The 15586-nt window shown below is 71.9% G+C and carries 15 protein-coding genes; 8 read left to right on the top strand and 7 right to left on the bottom strand.

The genetic code is table 11. The annotated features are described in order from the left end of the window. The gene (locus AMK26_RS17855; protein ID WP_073755690.1) at positions 1 to 1692 is read right to left on the bottom strand and encodes a glycoside hydrolase family 13 protein; all 1692 of its coding nucleotides are present in this window, start codon (positions 1690 to 1692) and stop codon (positions 1 to 3) included. A 221-nt stretch (positions 1693 to 1913) separates the two neighbouring features. Next, entirely contained in the window at positions 1914 to 3188 is a 1275-nt protein-coding gene (locus AMK26_RS17860) for an ABC transporter substrate-binding protein (RefSeq protein WP_073755691.1), read from the bottom strand. 124 nt (positions 3189 to 3312) lie between these two features. Between AMK26_RS17860 and AMK26_RS17865 the strand changes: the two genes are divergently transcribed. From AMK26_RS17865 to AMK26_RS17880, 4 genes are read left to right on the top strand one after another with little or no spacing between them, the layout of a single operon-like run. Then, a complete protein-coding gene (locus AMK26_RS17865; RefSeq protein WP_073755692.1) occupies positions 3313 to 3828 on the top strand; it encodes a PadR family transcriptional regulator in 516 nt (171 codons plus the stop codon). After that, complete coding sequence (locus AMK26_RS17870; RefSeq protein WP_443333175.1) at positions 3786 to 4583, top strand: ABC transporter ATP-binding protein; 798 nt, start codon at positions 3786 to 3788, stop codon at positions 4581 to 4583. Before AMK26_RS17865 ends, AMK26_RS17870 begins: the two co-directional genes overlap by 43 nt. A 6-nt stretch (positions 4584 to 4589) precedes the next feature. Further along, positions 4590 to 6953 (top strand): ABC transporter permease, encoded by a 2364-nt coding sequence (locus AMK26_RS17875; protein WP_073755694.1) that lies wholly within the window; start codon positions 4590 to 4592, stop codon positions 6951 to 6953. Positions 6954 to 7006: 53 nt separating this feature from the next. After that, on the top strand, positions 7007 to 7546 hold the full coding sequence (locus AMK26_RS17880; RefSeq protein WP_073755695.1) for a thermonuclease family protein: 540 nt from the start codon (positions 7007 to 7009) through the stop codon (positions 7544 to 7546). 40 nt (positions 7547 to 7586) lie between these two features. Here AMK26_RS17880 and AMK26_RS37770 read toward each other — a convergent pair whose 3' ends face one another. Beyond that, positions 7587 to 7772 (bottom strand): alpha/beta fold hydrolase, encoded by a 186-nt coding sequence (locus tag AMK26_RS37770; protein WP_073755696.1) that lies wholly within the window; start codon positions 7770 to 7772, stop codon positions 7587 to 7589. Between the two features lie 245 nt (positions 7773 to 8017). Continuing rightward, positions 8018 to 8503 (bottom strand): glutathione peroxidase, encoded by a 486-nt coding sequence (locus tag AMK26_RS17890; protein ID WP_073755697.1) that lies wholly within the window; start codon positions 8501 to 8503, stop codon positions 8018 to 8020. A 72-nt stretch (positions 8504 to 8575) separates the two neighbouring features. Between AMK26_RS17890 and AMK26_RS17895 the strand changes: the two genes are divergently transcribed. Continuing rightward, positions 8576 to 8791, top strand: a complete 216-nt coding sequence (locus AMK26_RS17895) for a DUF6011 domain-containing protein (RefSeq protein WP_073755698.1) — start codon at positions 8576 to 8578, stop codon at positions 8789 to 8791. A gap of 12 nt (positions 8792 to 8803) precedes the next feature. Here the strand turns inward: AMK26_RS17895 and AMK26_RS17900 are convergent, their stop codons facing one another. Together AMK26_RS17900 and AMK26_RS17905 are read right to left on the bottom strand one after the other, a co-directional pair. Continuing rightward, on the bottom strand, positions 8804 to 9670 hold the full coding sequence (locus AMK26_RS17900) for an acyl-CoA thioesterase (protein ID WP_073755699.1): 867 nt from the start codon (positions 9668 to 9670) through the stop codon (positions 8804 to 8806). Between the two features lie 11 nt (positions 9671 to 9681). Beyond that, positions 9682 to 12204, bottom strand: coding sequence for a DEAD/DEAH box helicase (locus AMK26_RS17905; RefSeq protein WP_073755700.1), 2523 nt, complete (start codon positions 12202 to 12204; stop codon positions 9682 to 9684). 114 nt (positions 12205 to 12318) lie between these two features. On the opposite strand from AMK26_RS17905, the gene AMK26_RS17910 reads away from it, so the two are divergent. Both AMK26_RS17910 and AMK26_RS17915 read left to right on the top strand, forming a co-directional pair. Continuing rightward, complete coding sequence (locus AMK26_RS17910) at positions 12319 to 13110, top strand: metal-dependent hydrolase (RefSeq protein WP_073755701.1); 792 nt, start codon at positions 12319 to 12321, stop codon at positions 13108 to 13110. Between the two features lie 82 nt (positions 13111 to 13192). Continuing rightward, on the top strand, positions 13193 to 15130 hold the full coding sequence (locus tag AMK26_RS17915) for a flavin monoamine oxidase family protein (RefSeq protein ID WP_073755702.1): 1938 nt from the start codon (positions 13193 to 13195) through the stop codon (positions 15128 to 15130). 75 nt (positions 15131 to 15205) lie between these two features. On the opposite strand, the gene AMK26_RS37775 is transcribed toward AMK26_RS17915, so the two are convergent. Further along, on the bottom strand, positions 15206 to 15361 hold the full coding sequence (locus tag AMK26_RS37775) for a hypothetical protein (RefSeq protein ID WP_241837949.1): 156 nt from the start codon (positions 15359 to 15361) through the stop codon (positions 15206 to 15208). 77 nt (positions 15362 to 15438) lie between these two features. Here AMK26_RS37775 and AMK26_RS38350 point away from each other — a divergent pair, with 77 nt between their 5' ends. Continuing rightward, positions 15439 to 15561, top strand: a complete 123-nt coding sequence (locus tag AMK26_RS38350; RefSeq protein WP_274536119.1) for a hypothetical protein — start codon at positions 15439 to 15441, stop codon at positions 15559 to 15561. Positions 15562 to 15586: the final 25 nt, after the last annotated feature.

Consider the following 15586-nt stretch of genomic DNA (forward strand, 5'->3'; position numbering starts at 1 on the left):
TCACCGTGATACCTCCGAGGTGGTGTGGTCACCGGTCCACCAGGCGGCGGTGGATCCGGGCAGTACGCCGGCCGGGCAAGGGCCGCTGGACAGCAGGGGGGCGCCGGAGACCGGCGCGGGCACCGGGTCGGCGGTGAAGTTCACGGCGCAGACGAGCCCTTCGCCGCGCTCGAAGGCGAGGACACCGGGCGGGGACTCCAGCCAGCGCATGGTTCCCTCGCCCAACTGCGGCAGCCCGCGCCGCAGTTGGAGGCCGTCCCGGTACAGGTGCCAGAACGAGCGGGTGTCGGCGAGGGCCCGGTCGGTGGCGTGCTCGGCGAACCAGCCCGGCTGCGGCAGCCACGGCTTGGCGCTCTCGGCGCCCGTACTGAACCCGAACGGCGAGGCGTGCCCCGACCACGGCAGCGGGACGCGGCAGCCGTCGCGGATCCGGGCCCGGCTGCCGGTGCGCCGGAAGATCGGGTCGGTGAGCACCTCGTCCGGCAGGTCCACGACCTCCGGCAGGCCCAGCTCCTCGCCCTGGTAGATGTACGCGGCGCCCGGCAGCGCCAGCATCAGCAGCGCGGCGGCCCGCGCCCGGGCGGCGCCCAGGCCGCTGCCCTCGGTGCCGGAGTCGCCGTACCGGGTGACGCTGCGGACCTGGTCGTGGTTGTTGAGCACCCACGTGACGGTGGAGCCGGTGCCCGCGATGTCCCGGATGGCCTCGTCGATGACCGTACGGAAGGTGCCGGCGTCCCAGGGCGCGCTCAGCAGGTCGAAGAAGAACGCCTGGTGCAGCTCGTCGGGGCGTACGTACTTGGCGTGTTCGCGGGCGCTGGGTACGGAGACCTCGCCGACGAGCAGGCGTTCGCGGCCGTCGCGGGCCGTGTACTCCTCGCACACCGCGCGCCAGTGCCGCCACACGTCGTGCACCTCGGGCTGGTTCCAGGCGAGCGGGTTGACCGAGTCGCGGGTGCGGGCGTCGGCCTCGGGGTCGGGGGAGTCGGGCAGGTCGGGGTGCTTGAAGAGACCCGCGGCCACGTCGATCCGGAAGCCGTCGACGCCCCGGTCCAGCCAGAACCGCAGCACGTGCTCGAAGTGGGCGGGCACCTCGGGGTTGCGCCAGTTCAGGTCCGGCTGGTCGGGCGTGAACATGTGCAGGTACCACTGGCCGGGCGTGCCGTCCTCCTCGGTGACCCGGCTCCAGGCCGGACCGCCGAACATGGCGTGCCAGTTGTTGGGCGGCACGTCCCCGCCCGGGCCGCGCCCCTCGGCGAAGTGGAACCGGGCGCGGGCCTCGCTGCCGGGAACGGAGGTGAGGGCCTCGCGGAACCAGGCGTGCTCGCTGGAGCAGTGGTTGGGGACGATGTCCAGCAGCACCTTGATCCCGAGCCGGTGCGCGTCCGCCACCAGCCGGCCGAACTCGTCCAGGTCGCCGAAGACGGGGTCCACGTCGCAGTAGTCGGCGACGTCGTAGCCGTGGTCGGCCTGCGGTGACGGGTAGAAGGGGCTCAGCCAGATGCCGTCGACGCCGAGCTTCTTGAGGTACGGGAGTCCGGCGCGGACCCCGGCGAGGTCGCCGATGCCGTCGCCGGTGCTGTCCAGGAAGCTGCGGACGTACACCTGGTAGATCACCGCGTCGCGCCACCAGGGGTGGGTCGATCGGTGCGTGAGGCGCTGCGAGAGGCCGTCGCCGGCCGGAGCTGTGAGCATCACCCGTTGACCTGTTTCTTCGTGAAGGGGTGCGCGCCATCCAGAGCGGGTAGCGGTTATGCATGCATGTTAAGTAGCCATGACGACGAGGTGTCAACGATGATGCAGAAAACAGCGGGAGTTGGCGGCTTATATCCCTTATATCCCACAGTTCGGTCGAGGTTTGGTCGCCTGAGGGCTACCTAACAGGTAACTGGATCGCCAAGGAGTGGGGCGAGGGATCAGCGGCGGTGCGCGATGGCCGCGAGCTCCCCGGCCAGCCGCCGCACGGCCGCCTCGGGCGTCTGGGCTTGCGTCATCGCGTCATGCACCACGGCCTGCACGGCCAGGCTGACCTGCTCGTAATGCGGGCTCTTGGGGCGCGGCGCCGCCGTCAGCACGCTCGCCCGCAACGCGGGCAGGTACGGGAACCGCCGCACCAGCGCCGGGTCCTCGTAGAGCGCCGCCCGCACCGGCGGCAGTGCGCCCTCGCTCAGCACCCGGCGCTGCACCCGCTCACTCGTGAGGTACGCGATGAGGTCCCGCGCCGACTCCGGGTGCCGCGCATGGCTGCTCACCGCCAGGTTCGACCCGCCCAGCACGCTCGTCCCCGGCCCGTCGGGACCCGGCAGCGGCACCGCGCCGAACTTCCCCGCCACCCGGGAGTCCCTGCCGGACGCACCGGCGTAGGCGTACGGCCAGTTGCGCAGGAACAGCAGCCTGCCCTCCTGGAACGCCTGCCGCGACTCCTCCTCCGTGTACGTCAGCGCTTCCCGGGGGATCCAGCCGTCCCGTACGCCCCGCGCCAGGAACCCGATCCCCGAGCGGGCCGCCGCCGAGTCCACCGTGACCCGCTCGCCCTCGTCGCCGAGGATCGAGCCGCCAGCCGAGTACACGGCCTCCGCCGCGTTCACCGTCAGCCCCTCGTACGGCAGGAACTGGCCCGCGTACCCCCCGAGGCCGTACCTCGGGGCGATCGTCCGCGCCTGCCGCTCCAGCTCCGCCCAGGTGCGCGGCGGCCGCTCGCCCTCGCGGTCGAGGACGTCCTTGCGGTAGAAGAGCATCCCGGCGTTCGTGACATACGGGACGGCGTACAGCTTTCCGTCGTACGTCGCCGTGTCCACCACCGGCGGAAGGAAGCTGTTCAGCGGGAAACGGCCACGGTCCACGGGCGCGATCCACCCGGCGGCGGCGAACTCCGACGTCCAGGCCACATCGATGTTGAGGATGTCGAACCGGCCCGCGCCCGACCGGAGATCGGTGATCATCTGCGCCCGGGTCTCGTCCGCCGAGTCCGGCAGCTCGACCAGCGTGACCTTCTCGCCGGGGTGCGCGCGGTTCCAGCCGTCCAGTACCCGGCCCAGGTAGCCGGTGAGGTCACCGGCCGTCGCCAGGGTCATCGGACCCCGTCCACTCTCGGGCACCCGGCCCGCCGGGGCGGTACCGGAAGCCGCGTACCCGGTCAGAACGACCATCGCGACGAGGAGACCCCTACCCGCGGCACGTATCCACCGCATAGGTTCCTCCCTGTGCACCCGGCGCGAGACATCGGCGTCCGCGTCTCGGGCATGTATACCCGTTAGGCATGGGTGATACTAGAGCCCACATCACATCGGGAGCACGCGGAGGAGGACAGCACGAGTGCGCCTTCCCCTCCTCGCCCTCCTCGCGCGCGGCCCCGCCCACGGCTACGAGCTCAAGCAGGACCTTGAGCAACTGCTGGGCGCCGCGTACCCTCCCACCAACGTCGGCCAGATCTACGTGACGCTCGGCCGGCTGGAGAAGTCCGGCCTCATCGAGGGCGAGGAGATCGCCCAGGAGAGCCGGCCCAACAAGAAGATCTACCGCCTCACCGACGCCGGGCAGGAAGCACTGCGCGCCTGGTTCGAGGAGACGGCCGACGAACCGAGGGTCCGGGACGAGTTCTTCATGAAGCTCGCCCTCGCCCCGCGCACCGGACTCGCCGACCAGATCGCCCTCATCAACAAGCAGCGACGCGAGTACCTCAACACCATGCGCAACCTCTCCAAGCTGGCCGCGACCGAAGACCGGGACAACCGCATCGCCCACCTGCTGATCGAGGGCGCCATGCTGCACCTCCAGGCGGACCTCGACTGGCTGGAGCGCTGCCAGGAGGAACTGGAGGACCTGCAGTGACGGACGCCTCCATACCGCTCTTGCGTGCCGAGGGCCTCACCAAGACCCACTACGGGGAGGGCGCCCCCGCCCATGCCGTACGCGGCGTCGACCTCTCCGTACGGCACGGCGAATTCGTCGCCGTCACCGGCCCGTCCGGCGCCGGGAAGTCCACGCTGCTGCACCTCCTCGGCGGCCTCCAGCGCCCCGACAGCGGCTCCCTGTGGCTCGACGGCGAGCGCACCGACGGCTACAGCGAGGCGCGCTGGGCGGTCGAGCGGCGCCGTCGCATCGGCATCGTGTTCCAGTTCTTCAACCTCGTCTCCAACCTCACCGTCGCCGACAACGTCGAACTGCCCGCTCTCCTCGCCGGCACCTCCGCCAGGCAGGCCCGCGCCGAGCGCGAGAAGCTCCTCGCCGAACTGGGCCTCGAAGGCAAGGCGCGCAGCATGCCGGGGGAGCTGTCCGGCGGCGAACAGCAGCGCGTCGCCCTCGCCCGCGCCCTGGTCAACCAGCCGCGCCTGCTCCTCGCCGACGAACCGGCCGGCAGCCTCGACAGCAAGGGCACCCGCGAGGTCATGCGGCTGCTCACCCGCTTCCACCAGCGCGGGCAGAGCATCGTTCTCGTCACCCACGACGCCCGGCTCGCCAGCGCCGCGGACCGGGTGATCAGCTTCTTCGACGGCCGGATAGCCGACGACGCCGAGCTGGGCGGGACGCCGCCGCGCCGCACCGGCCCGGCCGGCGTCATCGCGCTGAACGAACTGAAGGACTGACCGGCGATGCGGGCCATGCTGCGCTGGGCGCACGCCGACCTCCGCACCCACCGGGGCGAGGCGCTCTTCCTCGTCGCCGCCACCGCCGGGATCGTCGCCTCGCTGCTCCTCGCGACCGCGCTGTTCGGGTACGCCACCAACCCCTGGCAGCGGGTCTTCACCCAGTCCCGGGGCGCACACGTCTGGCTCCACACCCAGCCCGCCGCCGACACCGGCCGGCTCGCCGCCCTCGACGGCGTCGCCGCCGTCTCCGGCCCGTACCGCACCGCCACCACCACCGTCGCCTCGCGCGGCGCCCGCGCGGGCGTGGAGCTACGGGCCACCGGTGCCGGCCTGCCCGCCACGGGCCGCCCGCTGGTGACGTCCGGCCGTTGGCTCGACCCCGCCGCCCCCGACGGTGTCGTGCTCGAAGCCGGCCTCGCCCGCGCCCTGTGGGCCGAACCCGGCGACCGCCTGACCCTGCCGGGCACGGTCGCGCCGCGCACAGAACCGGGCGCGGACGCCCCGCGCACGGAACCGGGACCCGGGCCCGGCGGCGCGGGCCCCCGCACCCTCACCGTGCTCGGGGTCGCCGACAGCGCCGAGCCGCGCTACCGGCCGGGCGAGCGGCCCGGGGTCGTGTGGGCGCTGCCCGGCGTCGTGCCCGAGGACCGCACCGCCGGACAGGTCGTCGGCCTGCGGCTCGCCGACCCCGACGACACCGACTACACGGTCCAGCGCGCCGTCACCACGCTCGGAGCCGGTGCCGTCACGGACGTGAGCACCTGGCAGCAGGCCCGCGCCGACGCACAGGGCGACACCCGGCTGCTCGGCCAGGTCCTCGGGCTGTTCGGCATCGGCGCCCTCATCGCCGCCGCGCTCGCCGTGTTCGGCGCCATCAGCACACGGGTGCGCGGCCACCTCCGGGACATCTCCGTCCTCAAGGCCGTCGGCTTCACCCCCGGCCAGGTCGTACGGATCTTCCTCGTCCAGCACCTCGCCTTCGCCGTGTTCGGGGCCGCCCTGGCCGTCCTGCTCGTCCGGACAGTGGGCGGCCGCCTGCCGGGCCGGCTCGGCGACGCGGTCCAGGTCTGGCAGGGCCTGCCGGGCCACCTCCCGGGCCTCCTCCTCGTCCCGGTCGCGGCGGTGCTGTTCATCGGGGCGGCCACGTGTCTGGCCGCCTGGCGGGCGGGCCGCGTACCGCCCGTACCGGTGCTGCCGCCGGCCGCGGCCCCGGGTGGCGGGCTGTCCGGCGCGGCCCGCAAGGCGCTCGGGCTGCGCGTCCCGCCCGCGCTGGTCCTCGGCTGGCACCGCGCCTTCGGGCGGGGGCGGCGCGCCCCGGCCACCGTCGTGCGCCTCGCCCTGCCGCTGCTGCTGATCACCGTGGCGCTCGGCGCGTGGACGACCATCGAACGGTTCGACAGCCGCCCCGAGCAGGTCGGTCTCGCCGCCGCGCTCACCGCCCGCCCCGACGGCACGCTCGCCGACCGCGAGGCGACCGCGCTGCTCAGGGCAAACCGGAACGTCACCGCCGCCCACCCCGGCCTGGAGGTCGCCGCCCTGGTCCCCGGCCAGACCGGCACCATCGCGCTGCGCGGCCTCGGCACCCGCGAGCGGCCCTACCCGTACTCCATCGCCGAAGGCCGCCCCGCCCACGGCCCCGACGAGGCCGTCGCCGGACAGGGCCTGCTCGACCTGCTCGGCGCCCGCGTCGGCGACTGGGTACGGCTGACCGTCGGCGGCCATCCGCAGGTGCTGCACATCGTCGGCCGCAGCATCGAACCGGAGAACGCCGGCCGGGTCGTCTCCACCTCGCTCGACACCCTCCGCGAGAACGACCCCGGCCTGCGCCCCACCCTCTACCAGCTCCAGCTGCGCCCCGGCGCCGACCCGGACACGGTGCGCTCCGAGCTCGCCGACGCCTCCGCGGGCCGCCTGGACATCCACGAGGTCACCACCCCGGCCGACCGGCTCTCCGCCCTCCGCGGCGTCGTCTTCGGCCTGATCGCCGTCCTGGCCCTCATCGGCCTCACCGAACTGTCCACCGCCATCGGCGGCACCGTCCGGGACGGCGAACGCGACCTGCTCGCCCTGAAGGCCATCGGCCTGTCCCCGCGCCAGATCACCACCGTCACGGTCACGGCCATCGGCTGCACCGCCCTGGCCGCCGCGCTCCTCGGCACCGCCCTCGGCATCCCGTTCGCCCACTGGCTGATCGACCACGAGGCCCACGCCACCGGCATCGGCGCCGGCATCGCCCACGCCCCGCCGCTGCCGCACCTCCTGGCCCTCACGGCCGCCGCCGTCACCGGCGCGGTCGCCCTCGCCGCCCTCCCCGCCGCCCGCGCCACCCGCCACCGCCTCACGGACACCCTCAGCGCGGTCGCGTGACCCGGAGCCCGGTGCTGTACTGAAGTCGTGAAGCCCTGATGAGAGGGGGCGACATGTACCTTTCCCCCTGGCGCCGGTGGGGCCGCGCCGCCCGCGCCGCCGCCGTCTCACTCGCCGCCGTGGTGGGCCTCGTCGGACTGGCGCCGCCCGGCAGCGCCGACGAGCCGCGGCCGGCCGGGCCACGCGGACCGGTCGTCCTCCGCGTCATCGACGGTGACACCATCGAGGTGCGGGGTGACGGCAGGGTCATCCCCGACGGGGCCGTCGTGCGGGTACGCCTCCTGGAGATCGACACCCCCGAGCGGGGCGACTGCTTCAGCCGCGAAGCCACCGCCCGTACCGCCGAACTGCTCCCCATCGGCAGCAGGCTGCGCTCCGAGCGCGACGTCGAGCTGAAGGACCGGTTCGACCGGTACCTGCTCTATGTGTGGAACGAGAAGAACGTCTTCGTCAACGAGTCCCTCGTCCGCAGTGGCCACGCCACCAAGGTCCTGTTCGAGCCCAACGACAAGTACTGGCCCACGATGACCAGGGCCGAGGAGGACGCCCGCCGGACCGGTGCCGGCCTGTGGTCGGCCTGCCCGGCCCTCTGACGGTCCGACCGTCCCCGGCCGGACCTGTCGCCTGGGGCGCTCAGCCCCGCAGGAAGTCGATCAGCAGCTCGGTCACCGCGGAGGGCCGCTCCAGGCTGGGCAGATGACCGGCCCACGGCAGTTCGACATGGCGGGCGTCAGGCAGCACATCGGGGAGCCCGGCGGCGATCTGCCGGAAGTCCGCCACGTCGTGCGCGCCCGACAGGACGAGGCTGGGCGCCTTCATCGCCGACAGGTCGAAGTCGACCGTGATCCGCCCGAACTTCCCCCGCCTCCAGCAGCGCGTCCTCCCGGGCGCCGAACGCGCGTAGTTCGGCGCTGCGTTCGTGGGTGGGCAGCGCCGGACACAGCAGCGCCATGGAGCTCACGCGGTCCGGCCGGCGCGCGGCCGGTCCGGCGCGGGGGTCCGGCCGAAACCGCGGAAGTCGACGGCGGACCCTACGCGACCAGCGCCCCACGCGCCTTCGGATATCAGGCGGGCAGGTTCGCCTCGATCGCCGCTACCAGCTCGGCCGACTCCGGCTCCGTACGCGGGCGGAAGCGGGTGACCTCGCCCTGTGGCGAGATCAGGAACTTCTCGAAGTTCCACTGCACGTCCCCGGCCTCGCCCGCCGCGTCCGCCGTCTTCGTCAGCTCCGCGTACAGCGGGTGCCGGCCCGGGCCGTTGACGTCCGTCTTCTCCAGGAGCGGGAACGTCACGCCGTACGTCGCCGAGCAGAACGTCCCGATCTCCTCCGCCGTGCCCGGCTCCTGGCCGCCGAACTGGTTGCACGGCACGCCCAGCACCGTGAAGCCCCGGTCGCCATACTGCTTCTGGAGCCGCTCCAGGCCCTCGTACTGCGGGGTCAGGCCGCACTTGGAGGCGACGTTGACGACCAGGACGACCTTGCCCTCGTACGCGGCCAGGGTCGTCGGGTCGCCGGACAGGGTGCGCAGCGGGATGTCGTACAGGGACATGCGGGACTCCTCCTCGAAGGGCACTACCAACAGGGTCGATCAAAACATGCCCCGCCTGGTAGACAGGCGGGTGTGCACCAGGAACAGCCACTGACGGAGACGGAGACCCAGCCCGTCGCCGCCGGCCCACGGCCGGTGCGGTGCCGGCTGTGCGGGCGGCCGCTGACCGGTGCCGCCTCACGGCGCACGGGTCTCGGGCCGGCCTGTGACGCCAAACTGCATCCGGCGGGTCCCGACATCAGGACGCGGCGCCACGAGGTCGAGCAGGAGGCGCTGCCCGGCCTGTGACACCAGGTGGTCTCAGTGGCGGCGGAACAACCCCTCCTGCACCACCGACACCAGCAGCCTGCCCTCCCGGTCGTAGATCCGGCCGCGTGCCAGGCCCCGGCCGCCCGTCGCGATCGGGGACTCCTGGTCGTACAGGAACCACTCGTCCGTACGGAACGGGCGGTGGAACCACATCGCGTGGTCCAGCGACGCCATGTCGAAGCCCCGCGGGCCCCACAGCGGTTCGACCGGGATCCGCACCGCGTCCAGCAAGGTCATGTCGGAGGCGTACGTCAGCGCGCACGTGTGGACCAGCGGGTCGTCGCCCAGCGGGCCCACCGCGCGCATCCACACCGCGCTGCGCGGGTCCGCCTCCTTGACCTCCTCCTGCGTCCAGCGCAGCCGGTCGACGTACCGGATGTCGAACGGCTGGCGCCGGGCCATCCGCTCCAGTGCCTCCGGCAACGCGCCCAGGTGCTCCCGGATCTCGTCCGTGACCGAGGGCAGCTCCTCCGGCGGTGGGAACTCCAGGCGCGGCGGCAGCTGGTGCTCGAAGCCCGCCTCCTCCGGCTGGTGGAAGGAGGCCGTCAGGTTGAAGATCGTCTTGCCGCGCTGGATCGCGGTGACCCGGCGGGTGGTGAACGACCGGCCGTCCCGCACCCGTTCGACCTGGTACACGATCGGCACGCCGGGGATGCCCGGCCGCAGGAAGTACGCGTGCAGCGAGTGCACCGGCCGGTCGCCCTCCGTGGTGCGGCCGGCCGCGACCAGGGCCTGGCCGGCGACCTGCCCGCCGAAGACCCGTTGCAGGGACTCCTGCGGGCTGGCGCCACGGAAGATGTTGACCTCGATCTGCTCCAGGTCGAGCAGGTCGACGAGTCTCTCGGCGGGGTTGGTCATCCAGGGTCCTTTCAGAGCTGGCCGACGTCGGTGACGCGGACGATCGCCCGGCCCTCCTCGTCCGAGGCCGCCAGGTCCACCTCCGCGCTGATGCCCCAGTCATGGTCGCCGTTCGGGTCGGCGAAGGTCTGCCGGACGCGCCACAGGCCGTGCTCCGGCTCCTCCTCGATGGCGAGCAGCTTCGGGCCGCGCGCGTCCGGGCCGGTGCCGAGGTCGTCGTACTCGTCCCAGTACGCGTCCATCGCCTCCGCCCACCGCTCCTCGTCCCACCCGGACTCGGCGTCCATCTCGCCGAGTTCCTGGAGCTGGTCCAGTGCGGCCAGCTCCACGCGGCGGAACATCGCGTTGCGCACCAGCACCCGGAAGGCACGGGCGTTGGCCGTGACCGGCTTGACCTGGTCGGCCTTCTCCTGGGCCTCCTCGGCGGTCTCGACCTCCGGGTTGGCCAGCTGCTCCCATTCGTCCAGCAGCGAGGAGTCCACCTGCCGCACCATCTCGCCCAGCCAGGCGATCAGGTCCTGGAGGTCCTCGGTCTTCAGGTCGTCCGGGATGGTGTGGTCCAGCGCCTTGTACGCGGACGCCAGGTACCGCAGCACGATGCCCTCGGTGCGCGCCAGCTCGTAGAAGGACGTGAACTCCGTGAAGGACAGCGCCCGCTCGTACATGTCGCGGATGACGGACTTCGGCGAGACGGGGTGGTCACCGACCCACGGGTGGGACTTCTTGTACGTGTTGTACGCGTGCCACAGCAGCTCTTCCAGCGGCTTCGGGTACGAGATGTCCGCCAGCCGCTCCATCCGCTCCTCGTACTCGACGCCGTCCGCCTTCATCGCGCCGACCGCCTCGCCGCGCGCCTTGTTCTGCTGGGCGGCGAGGATCTGGCGCGGGTCGTCCAGCGTGGACTCGACGACCGACACCATGTCGAGGGCGTACGAGGGGGATTCGGGGTCCAGCAGGTCGAAGGCCGCGAGCGCGAACGTCGACAGCGGCTGGTTGAGCGCGAAGTCCTGCTGGAGGTCGACGGTGAGCCGGATCGTGCGGCCCTCGGCGTCGGGCTTGTCGAGCTGCTCGACGACCCCGCCGTCCAGCAGCGAGCGGTAGATCGCGATGGCCCGCCGGATGTGCCGCAGCTGGTTCTTGCGCGGCTCGTGGTTGTCCTCCAGGAGCCGGCGCATCGCCTGGAACGCGTCGCCGGGCCGGGCGATCACCGACAGCAGCATGGTGTGGGTGACGCGGAAGCGGGAGGTGAGCGGCTCAGGCTCGGAGGCGATCAGCTTCTCGAAGGTGTTCTCCGTCCAGCCGACGAAACCCTCCGGGGCCTTCTTCCGCACCACCTTGCGGCGCTTCTTCGGGTCGTCGCCCGCCTTGGCGAGCGCCTTCTCGTTCTCGATGACGTGCTCGGGCGCCTGCGCCACCACGAACCCGGCCGTGTCGAAGCCCGCGCGCCCGGCCCGGCCCGCGATCTGGTGGAACTCGCGGGCACGCAGCGTACGCACCCGGTTGCCGTCGTACTTGGTGAGCGCCGTAAACAACACCGTACGAATCGGGACATTGACCCCCACGCCGAGCGTGTCCGTCCCGCAGATGACCTTCAGCAGCCCGGCCTGGGCCAGCTTCTCGACCAGCCGCCGGTACTTGGGCAGCATGCCGGCGTGGTGCACGCCGATGCCGTGCCGTACGTACCGCGAGAGGTTCTTGCCGAACTTGGTGGTGAAGCGGAAGTTGCCGATCAGCTCGGCGATCTTGTCCTTCTCCTCGCGCGAGCACATGTTGATGCTCATCAGCGACTGCGCCCGCTCCACGGCCTGCGCCTGGGTGAAGTGGACGATGTAGACCGGCGCCTGCTTGGTCTCCAGCAGCTCGGTCAGCGTCTCGGTGATGGGCGTGAGCTTGTACTCGTACGAGAGCGGGACCGGCCGGGTCGCCGAGCGGACCACCGAGGTGGGGCGGCCGGTGCGGCGCGTGAGGTCCTTCTCGAACATCGAGACGTCACCGAGCGTCGCCGACATCAGGACGAACTGGGCCTGCGGCAGTTCCAGCAGCGGGATCTGCCAGGCCCAGCCACGGTCCGGCTCGGCGTAGAAGTGGAACTCGTCCATCACGACCTGGCCGATGTCCGCGTCCTTGCCGTCACGCAGCGCGATCGACGCCAGCACCTCCGCCGTGCAGCAGATCACGGGCGCGTCGGCGTTGACGGACGCGTCGCCGGTCAGCATGCCCACGTTCTCGGTGCCGAACAGCTTGCACAGGTCGAAGAACTTCTCCGACACCAGCGCCTTGATCGGCGCGGTGTAGAAGGTCACCTGGTCATGGGCGAGCGCCGTGAAGTGCGCACCTGCCGCGACCAGCGACTTTCCGGATCCGGTCGGGGTGGAGAGGATCACGTTCGCCCCGGAGACCACCTCGATCAGCGCCTCCTCCTGGGCGGGGTAGAGGCTGATGCCCCGCTCCTCGGCCCATGACGAGAAAGCCTCGAAGAGGGCATCGGGGTCGGCGTCCGGCGGCAGCTGATCGATAAGGGTCACGCCCCCCATCTTGCCTGGCTCACGTCCGGAAGCGGGAACCGGCCGTCCGGATGAAGATCACGAACGGTAGGCTGTCCCGTCAACCGGGGTGCAGGACAAGAACAAACGGGGCGGGGAACGCAGATGATGGGACCGGCGCACTCACTCTCCGGCGCGGCCGCGTGGCTGGGGGTGGGAGCCGCGACCGCCGCGGCCGGCCACCCGATGCCGTGGCCGGTGCTCGTCGTCGGCGCCCTGATCTGCGCCGGCGCGGCCCTCGCGCCCGACCTCGACCACAAGTCGGCTACCATCTCGCGGGCCTTCGGCCCCGTCTCGCGCGGGCTGTGCGAGATCGTCGACAAGCTGTCGTACGCCGTCTACAAGGCGACCAGGACGCGGGCCGACGCCCGGCGGAGCGGTGGCCACCGCACCCTCACGCACACCTGGGTGTGGGCCGTGCTGTGCGGCGCGGGCGCGTCCGTGCTGGCGATCACGGGCGGCCGGTGGGCGGTCCTGGCGATCCTCTTCGTCCACCTGGTGCTGGCGGTGGAGGGCCTGCTGTGGCGGGCGGCCCGGATGTCCAGCGACGTCCTGGTGTGGCTGCTGGGCGCCACCAGCGCGTGGATCCTGGCGGGTGTCCTGGACAAGCCGGGCAACGGTTCGGACTGGCTGTTCACCGCGCCGGGTCAGGAGTACCTGTGGCTGGGCCTGCCGATCGTGCTGGGCGCCCTCGTCCACGACATCGGCGACGCCCTGACCGTCTCGGGCTGCCCGGTCCTGTGGCCGATCCCGGTCGGGGGCAAGCGCTGGTACCCGGTGGGACCGCCGAAGGGGATGCGGTTCCGGGCGGGCAGCTGGGTGGAGCTGAAGGTCCTGATGCCGGCGTTCATGCTGCTGGGCGGGGTGGGCGGAGCGGCGGCGCTCAATTTCATCTGAAGACTTCCCCTGACGGTTCCCGTTCGAGTGAACGGGGCGCGTAGCCGTTCCATGGGACCTCAAGATCCGCTTTCTTCTGATCATGGATTCCCCTCAGCTGACGCGTCGTCAGTTCACGGCCCGTACCGGCACGGTCGCCGCCGCGGCCGCGCTTCCCATCGCCGCCGTCACCGCGCCCCCCGCCACCGCCGCACCGGCACCCCGCTCCACCGCCGACTGGCAGACCTGCCTGGCCGTCGCCCGCGCCCTGCTGGTGCTGGACGACAACGACAAGCCCCTCGTCCCGCGCTACGAGCAGATCTTGCTCGGCGGCGGGCTGCCCAAGGCGGCCGCCGGGCCCAAGAAGGTACTCGTCCTCGGTGCCGGACCGGCCGGCATGGTCGCCGCGTCCCTCCTCAAGCGGGCCGGGCACCACGTCACCGTGGTCGAGGCCAACGGCAACCGTGCCGGCGGCCGCATCAAGACCTTCCGCGCCGGCGGCCACGAGAACGCCGCCCAGCCGTTCGCCGATCCCAAGCAGTACGCCGAGGCGGGCGCCATGCGCATCCCCGGCAGCCACCCCCTCGTCATCGGGCTGATCGACAAGCTCGGCATCGAACGCCGCCCCTTCTACTACGTCGACACCGACCCGCAAGGAAAGCCCCAGTACCGCACCTGGATCCGCGTCAACGGCATCAGGGCCCGCCGCGCGGACTACGCCAAGAACCCGCAGGCGATCAACCGCTCCTTCGGCGTGCCGAAGAAGTACGAGAACGTCCCGGCGGCGGACATTGTGCGCCAGGCCCTCGACCCCGTACGCGACGAGTACAGCGTCAAGCGCCCCGACGGCACCCGGGCCGACAAGCCGATGCCCGAGCTGCTCGAAGGCTGGGCCCGCGTGATCCAGCGCTTCGGCGACTGGTCCATGTACCGCTTCCTCACCGAGCACGCGAAGCTCGACGAGCGCACGATCGACCTGATCGGAACCCTGGAGAACATGACCTCCAGGCTGCCGCTCTCCTTCCTCCACAGCTTCATGGGCGCGTCCTTGATCAGCCCCGGCACCGCTTTCTACGAGCTGAACGGCGGCACCGCCGTCCTCGCCGACGCGCTCCTGGAACAGGTGCGCGACGAGGTCCGCTTCGACCGGCGCGTCACCCGCGTCGAGACGAGGGAGGAAGGCCCGGAACGGGTCGTCGTCGACACGGTCTCCGAGGGCCGGGGCGGCAAGGTGGTCCGCGAGCGGTTCACCGGTGACGCGGCGATCGTGACCATCCCCTTCTCCGGGTTCCGGCACGTCCAGGTCACCCCCCAACTGTCGTACGAGAAGCGCCGCGCCATCACCGAGGTGCACTACGACAGCGCCACCAAGGTGCTACTCGAATTCAGCCGCCGCTGGTGGGAGTTCGGCGAGGACGACTGGCGGCGCGAGCTGGACGCCATGGAACCGGGCCTGTACGACAACTACCGCAAGGGCCAGGTGCCGCAGGACGGCCGGCTGCTCGGCGAGCACCCCTCCGTCCTGCGCGGCCACCTCACCGAGGACCAGCGCACCCACTACGCGGCCAACGCCTGGGTCTCGCGCGACCAGCCCGAGGCCGCCGGGGTCATCGGCGGCGGCTCGGTCACCGACAACGCCAACCGCTTCATGTTCAACCCGTCCCACCCCGTCCCCGGCAGCGACGGCGGTGTCGTCCTCGCCTCCTACAGCTGGGCCGACGACGCCCGGCGCTGGGATTCCTACGCCGACGAGGCCCGGTACGCGCTCGCCCTGCGCGGCATGCAAGAGGTGTACGGGCAGCGGCTGGAGGTGTTCTTCACGGGCGTCGGCCGCACCCAGAGCTGGCAGCGCGACCCGTACGCGTACGGTGAGGCGTCCGTCCTGCTGCCCGGCCAGCACACCGAGATCCTCCTGGACATGCGCACCCAGGAGGGCCCGCTGCACTTCGCCGGCTGCCACACCTCGGTCAAGCCCGCCTGGATCGAAGGAGCCCTGGAGTCGGCGGTCCGCGCGGCCCTGGAGGTCCACGGCGGCAGCTGACGGGGCACACCGGGCGGCCCGGCGAGCGACTGCTCACCGGGCCGCCTTCTGGGTGCTTATAGGACACGTCTCGTCCTACAAGGCTTCTACGGTGAAAAGCGTGCCTAAGCCACCGACAGCCTCACCGAACGGATCCAGCGCGCCCTGCCCGACACCAAGGTCGTCAAGACGTTCGTCACCCAGGAACAGGCGACCGTCGTGAACCCCGCCGGCATCGCCGGCGGCGACCACACCATGTTCCTCGCCGGCGACCACCCCGACGTGAAGGGGCCGCCGCCGGACTGCTGCGCGCCTATGGCTGGAAGGACGTGCTCGACCTCGGAGACCTGCACGCCGCGCGCGGTATGGAGATGTACGCCCACCTCCACATGGCCATCGGCCTCGCCCTCGGCGGTGTCGGCAGCCACTTCGGCGTCAAGGCCGTCCGCTGAACCGTCCGCCGGCCGAGTGGTGGTG

Source organism: Streptomyces sp. CB03234, assembly GCF_001905885.1.
Taxonomy (GTDB): Bacteria; Actinomycetota; Actinomycetes; order Streptomycetales; family Streptomycetaceae; genus Streptomyces.

Excerpts from the sequence above, each read along its gene's own strand:
- AMK26_RS17855 (WP_073755690.1), bottom strand. The coding sequence starts at position 1,692 with ATGCTCACAGCTCCGGCCGGCGACGGCCTCTCGCAGCGCCTCACGCAC.
- AMK26_RS17860 (WP_073755691.1), bottom strand. The coding sequence starts at position 3,188 with ATGCGGTGGATACGTGCCGCGGGTAGGGGTCTCCTCGTCGCGATGGTC.
- AMK26_RS17875 (WP_073755694.1), top strand. The coding sequence starts at position 4,590 with ATGCGGGCCATGCTGCGCTGGGCGCACGCCGACCTCCGCACCCACCGG.
- AMK26_RS17880 (WP_073755695.1), top strand. The coding sequence starts at position 7,007 with ATGTACCTTTCCCCCTGGCGCCGGTGGGGCCGCGCCGCCCGCGCCGCC.
- AMK26_RS37770 (WP_073755696.1), bottom strand. The coding sequence starts at position 7,772 with ATGAAGGCGCCCAGCCTCGTCCTGTCGGGCGCGCACGACGTGGCGGAC.
- AMK26_RS17890 (WP_073755697.1), bottom strand. The coding sequence starts at position 8,503 with ATGTCCCTGTACGACATCCCGCTGCGCACCCTGTCCGGCGACCCGACG.
- AMK26_RS17900 (WP_073755699.1), bottom strand. The coding sequence starts at position 9,670 with ATGACCAACCCCGCCGAGAGACTCGTCGACCTGCTCGACCTGGAGCAG.
- AMK26_RS17905 (WP_073755700.1), bottom strand. The coding sequence starts at position 12,204 with ATGGGGGGCGTGACCCTTATCGATCAGCTGCCGCCGGACGCCGACCCC.
- AMK26_RS17910 (WP_073755701.1), top strand. The coding sequence starts at position 12,319 with ATGATGGGACCGGCGCACTCACTCTCCGGCGCGGCCGCGTGGCTGGGG.
- AMK26_RS17915 (WP_073755702.1), top strand. The coding sequence starts at position 13,193 with ATGGATTCCCCTCAGCTGACGCGTCGTCAGTTCACGGCCCGTACCGGC.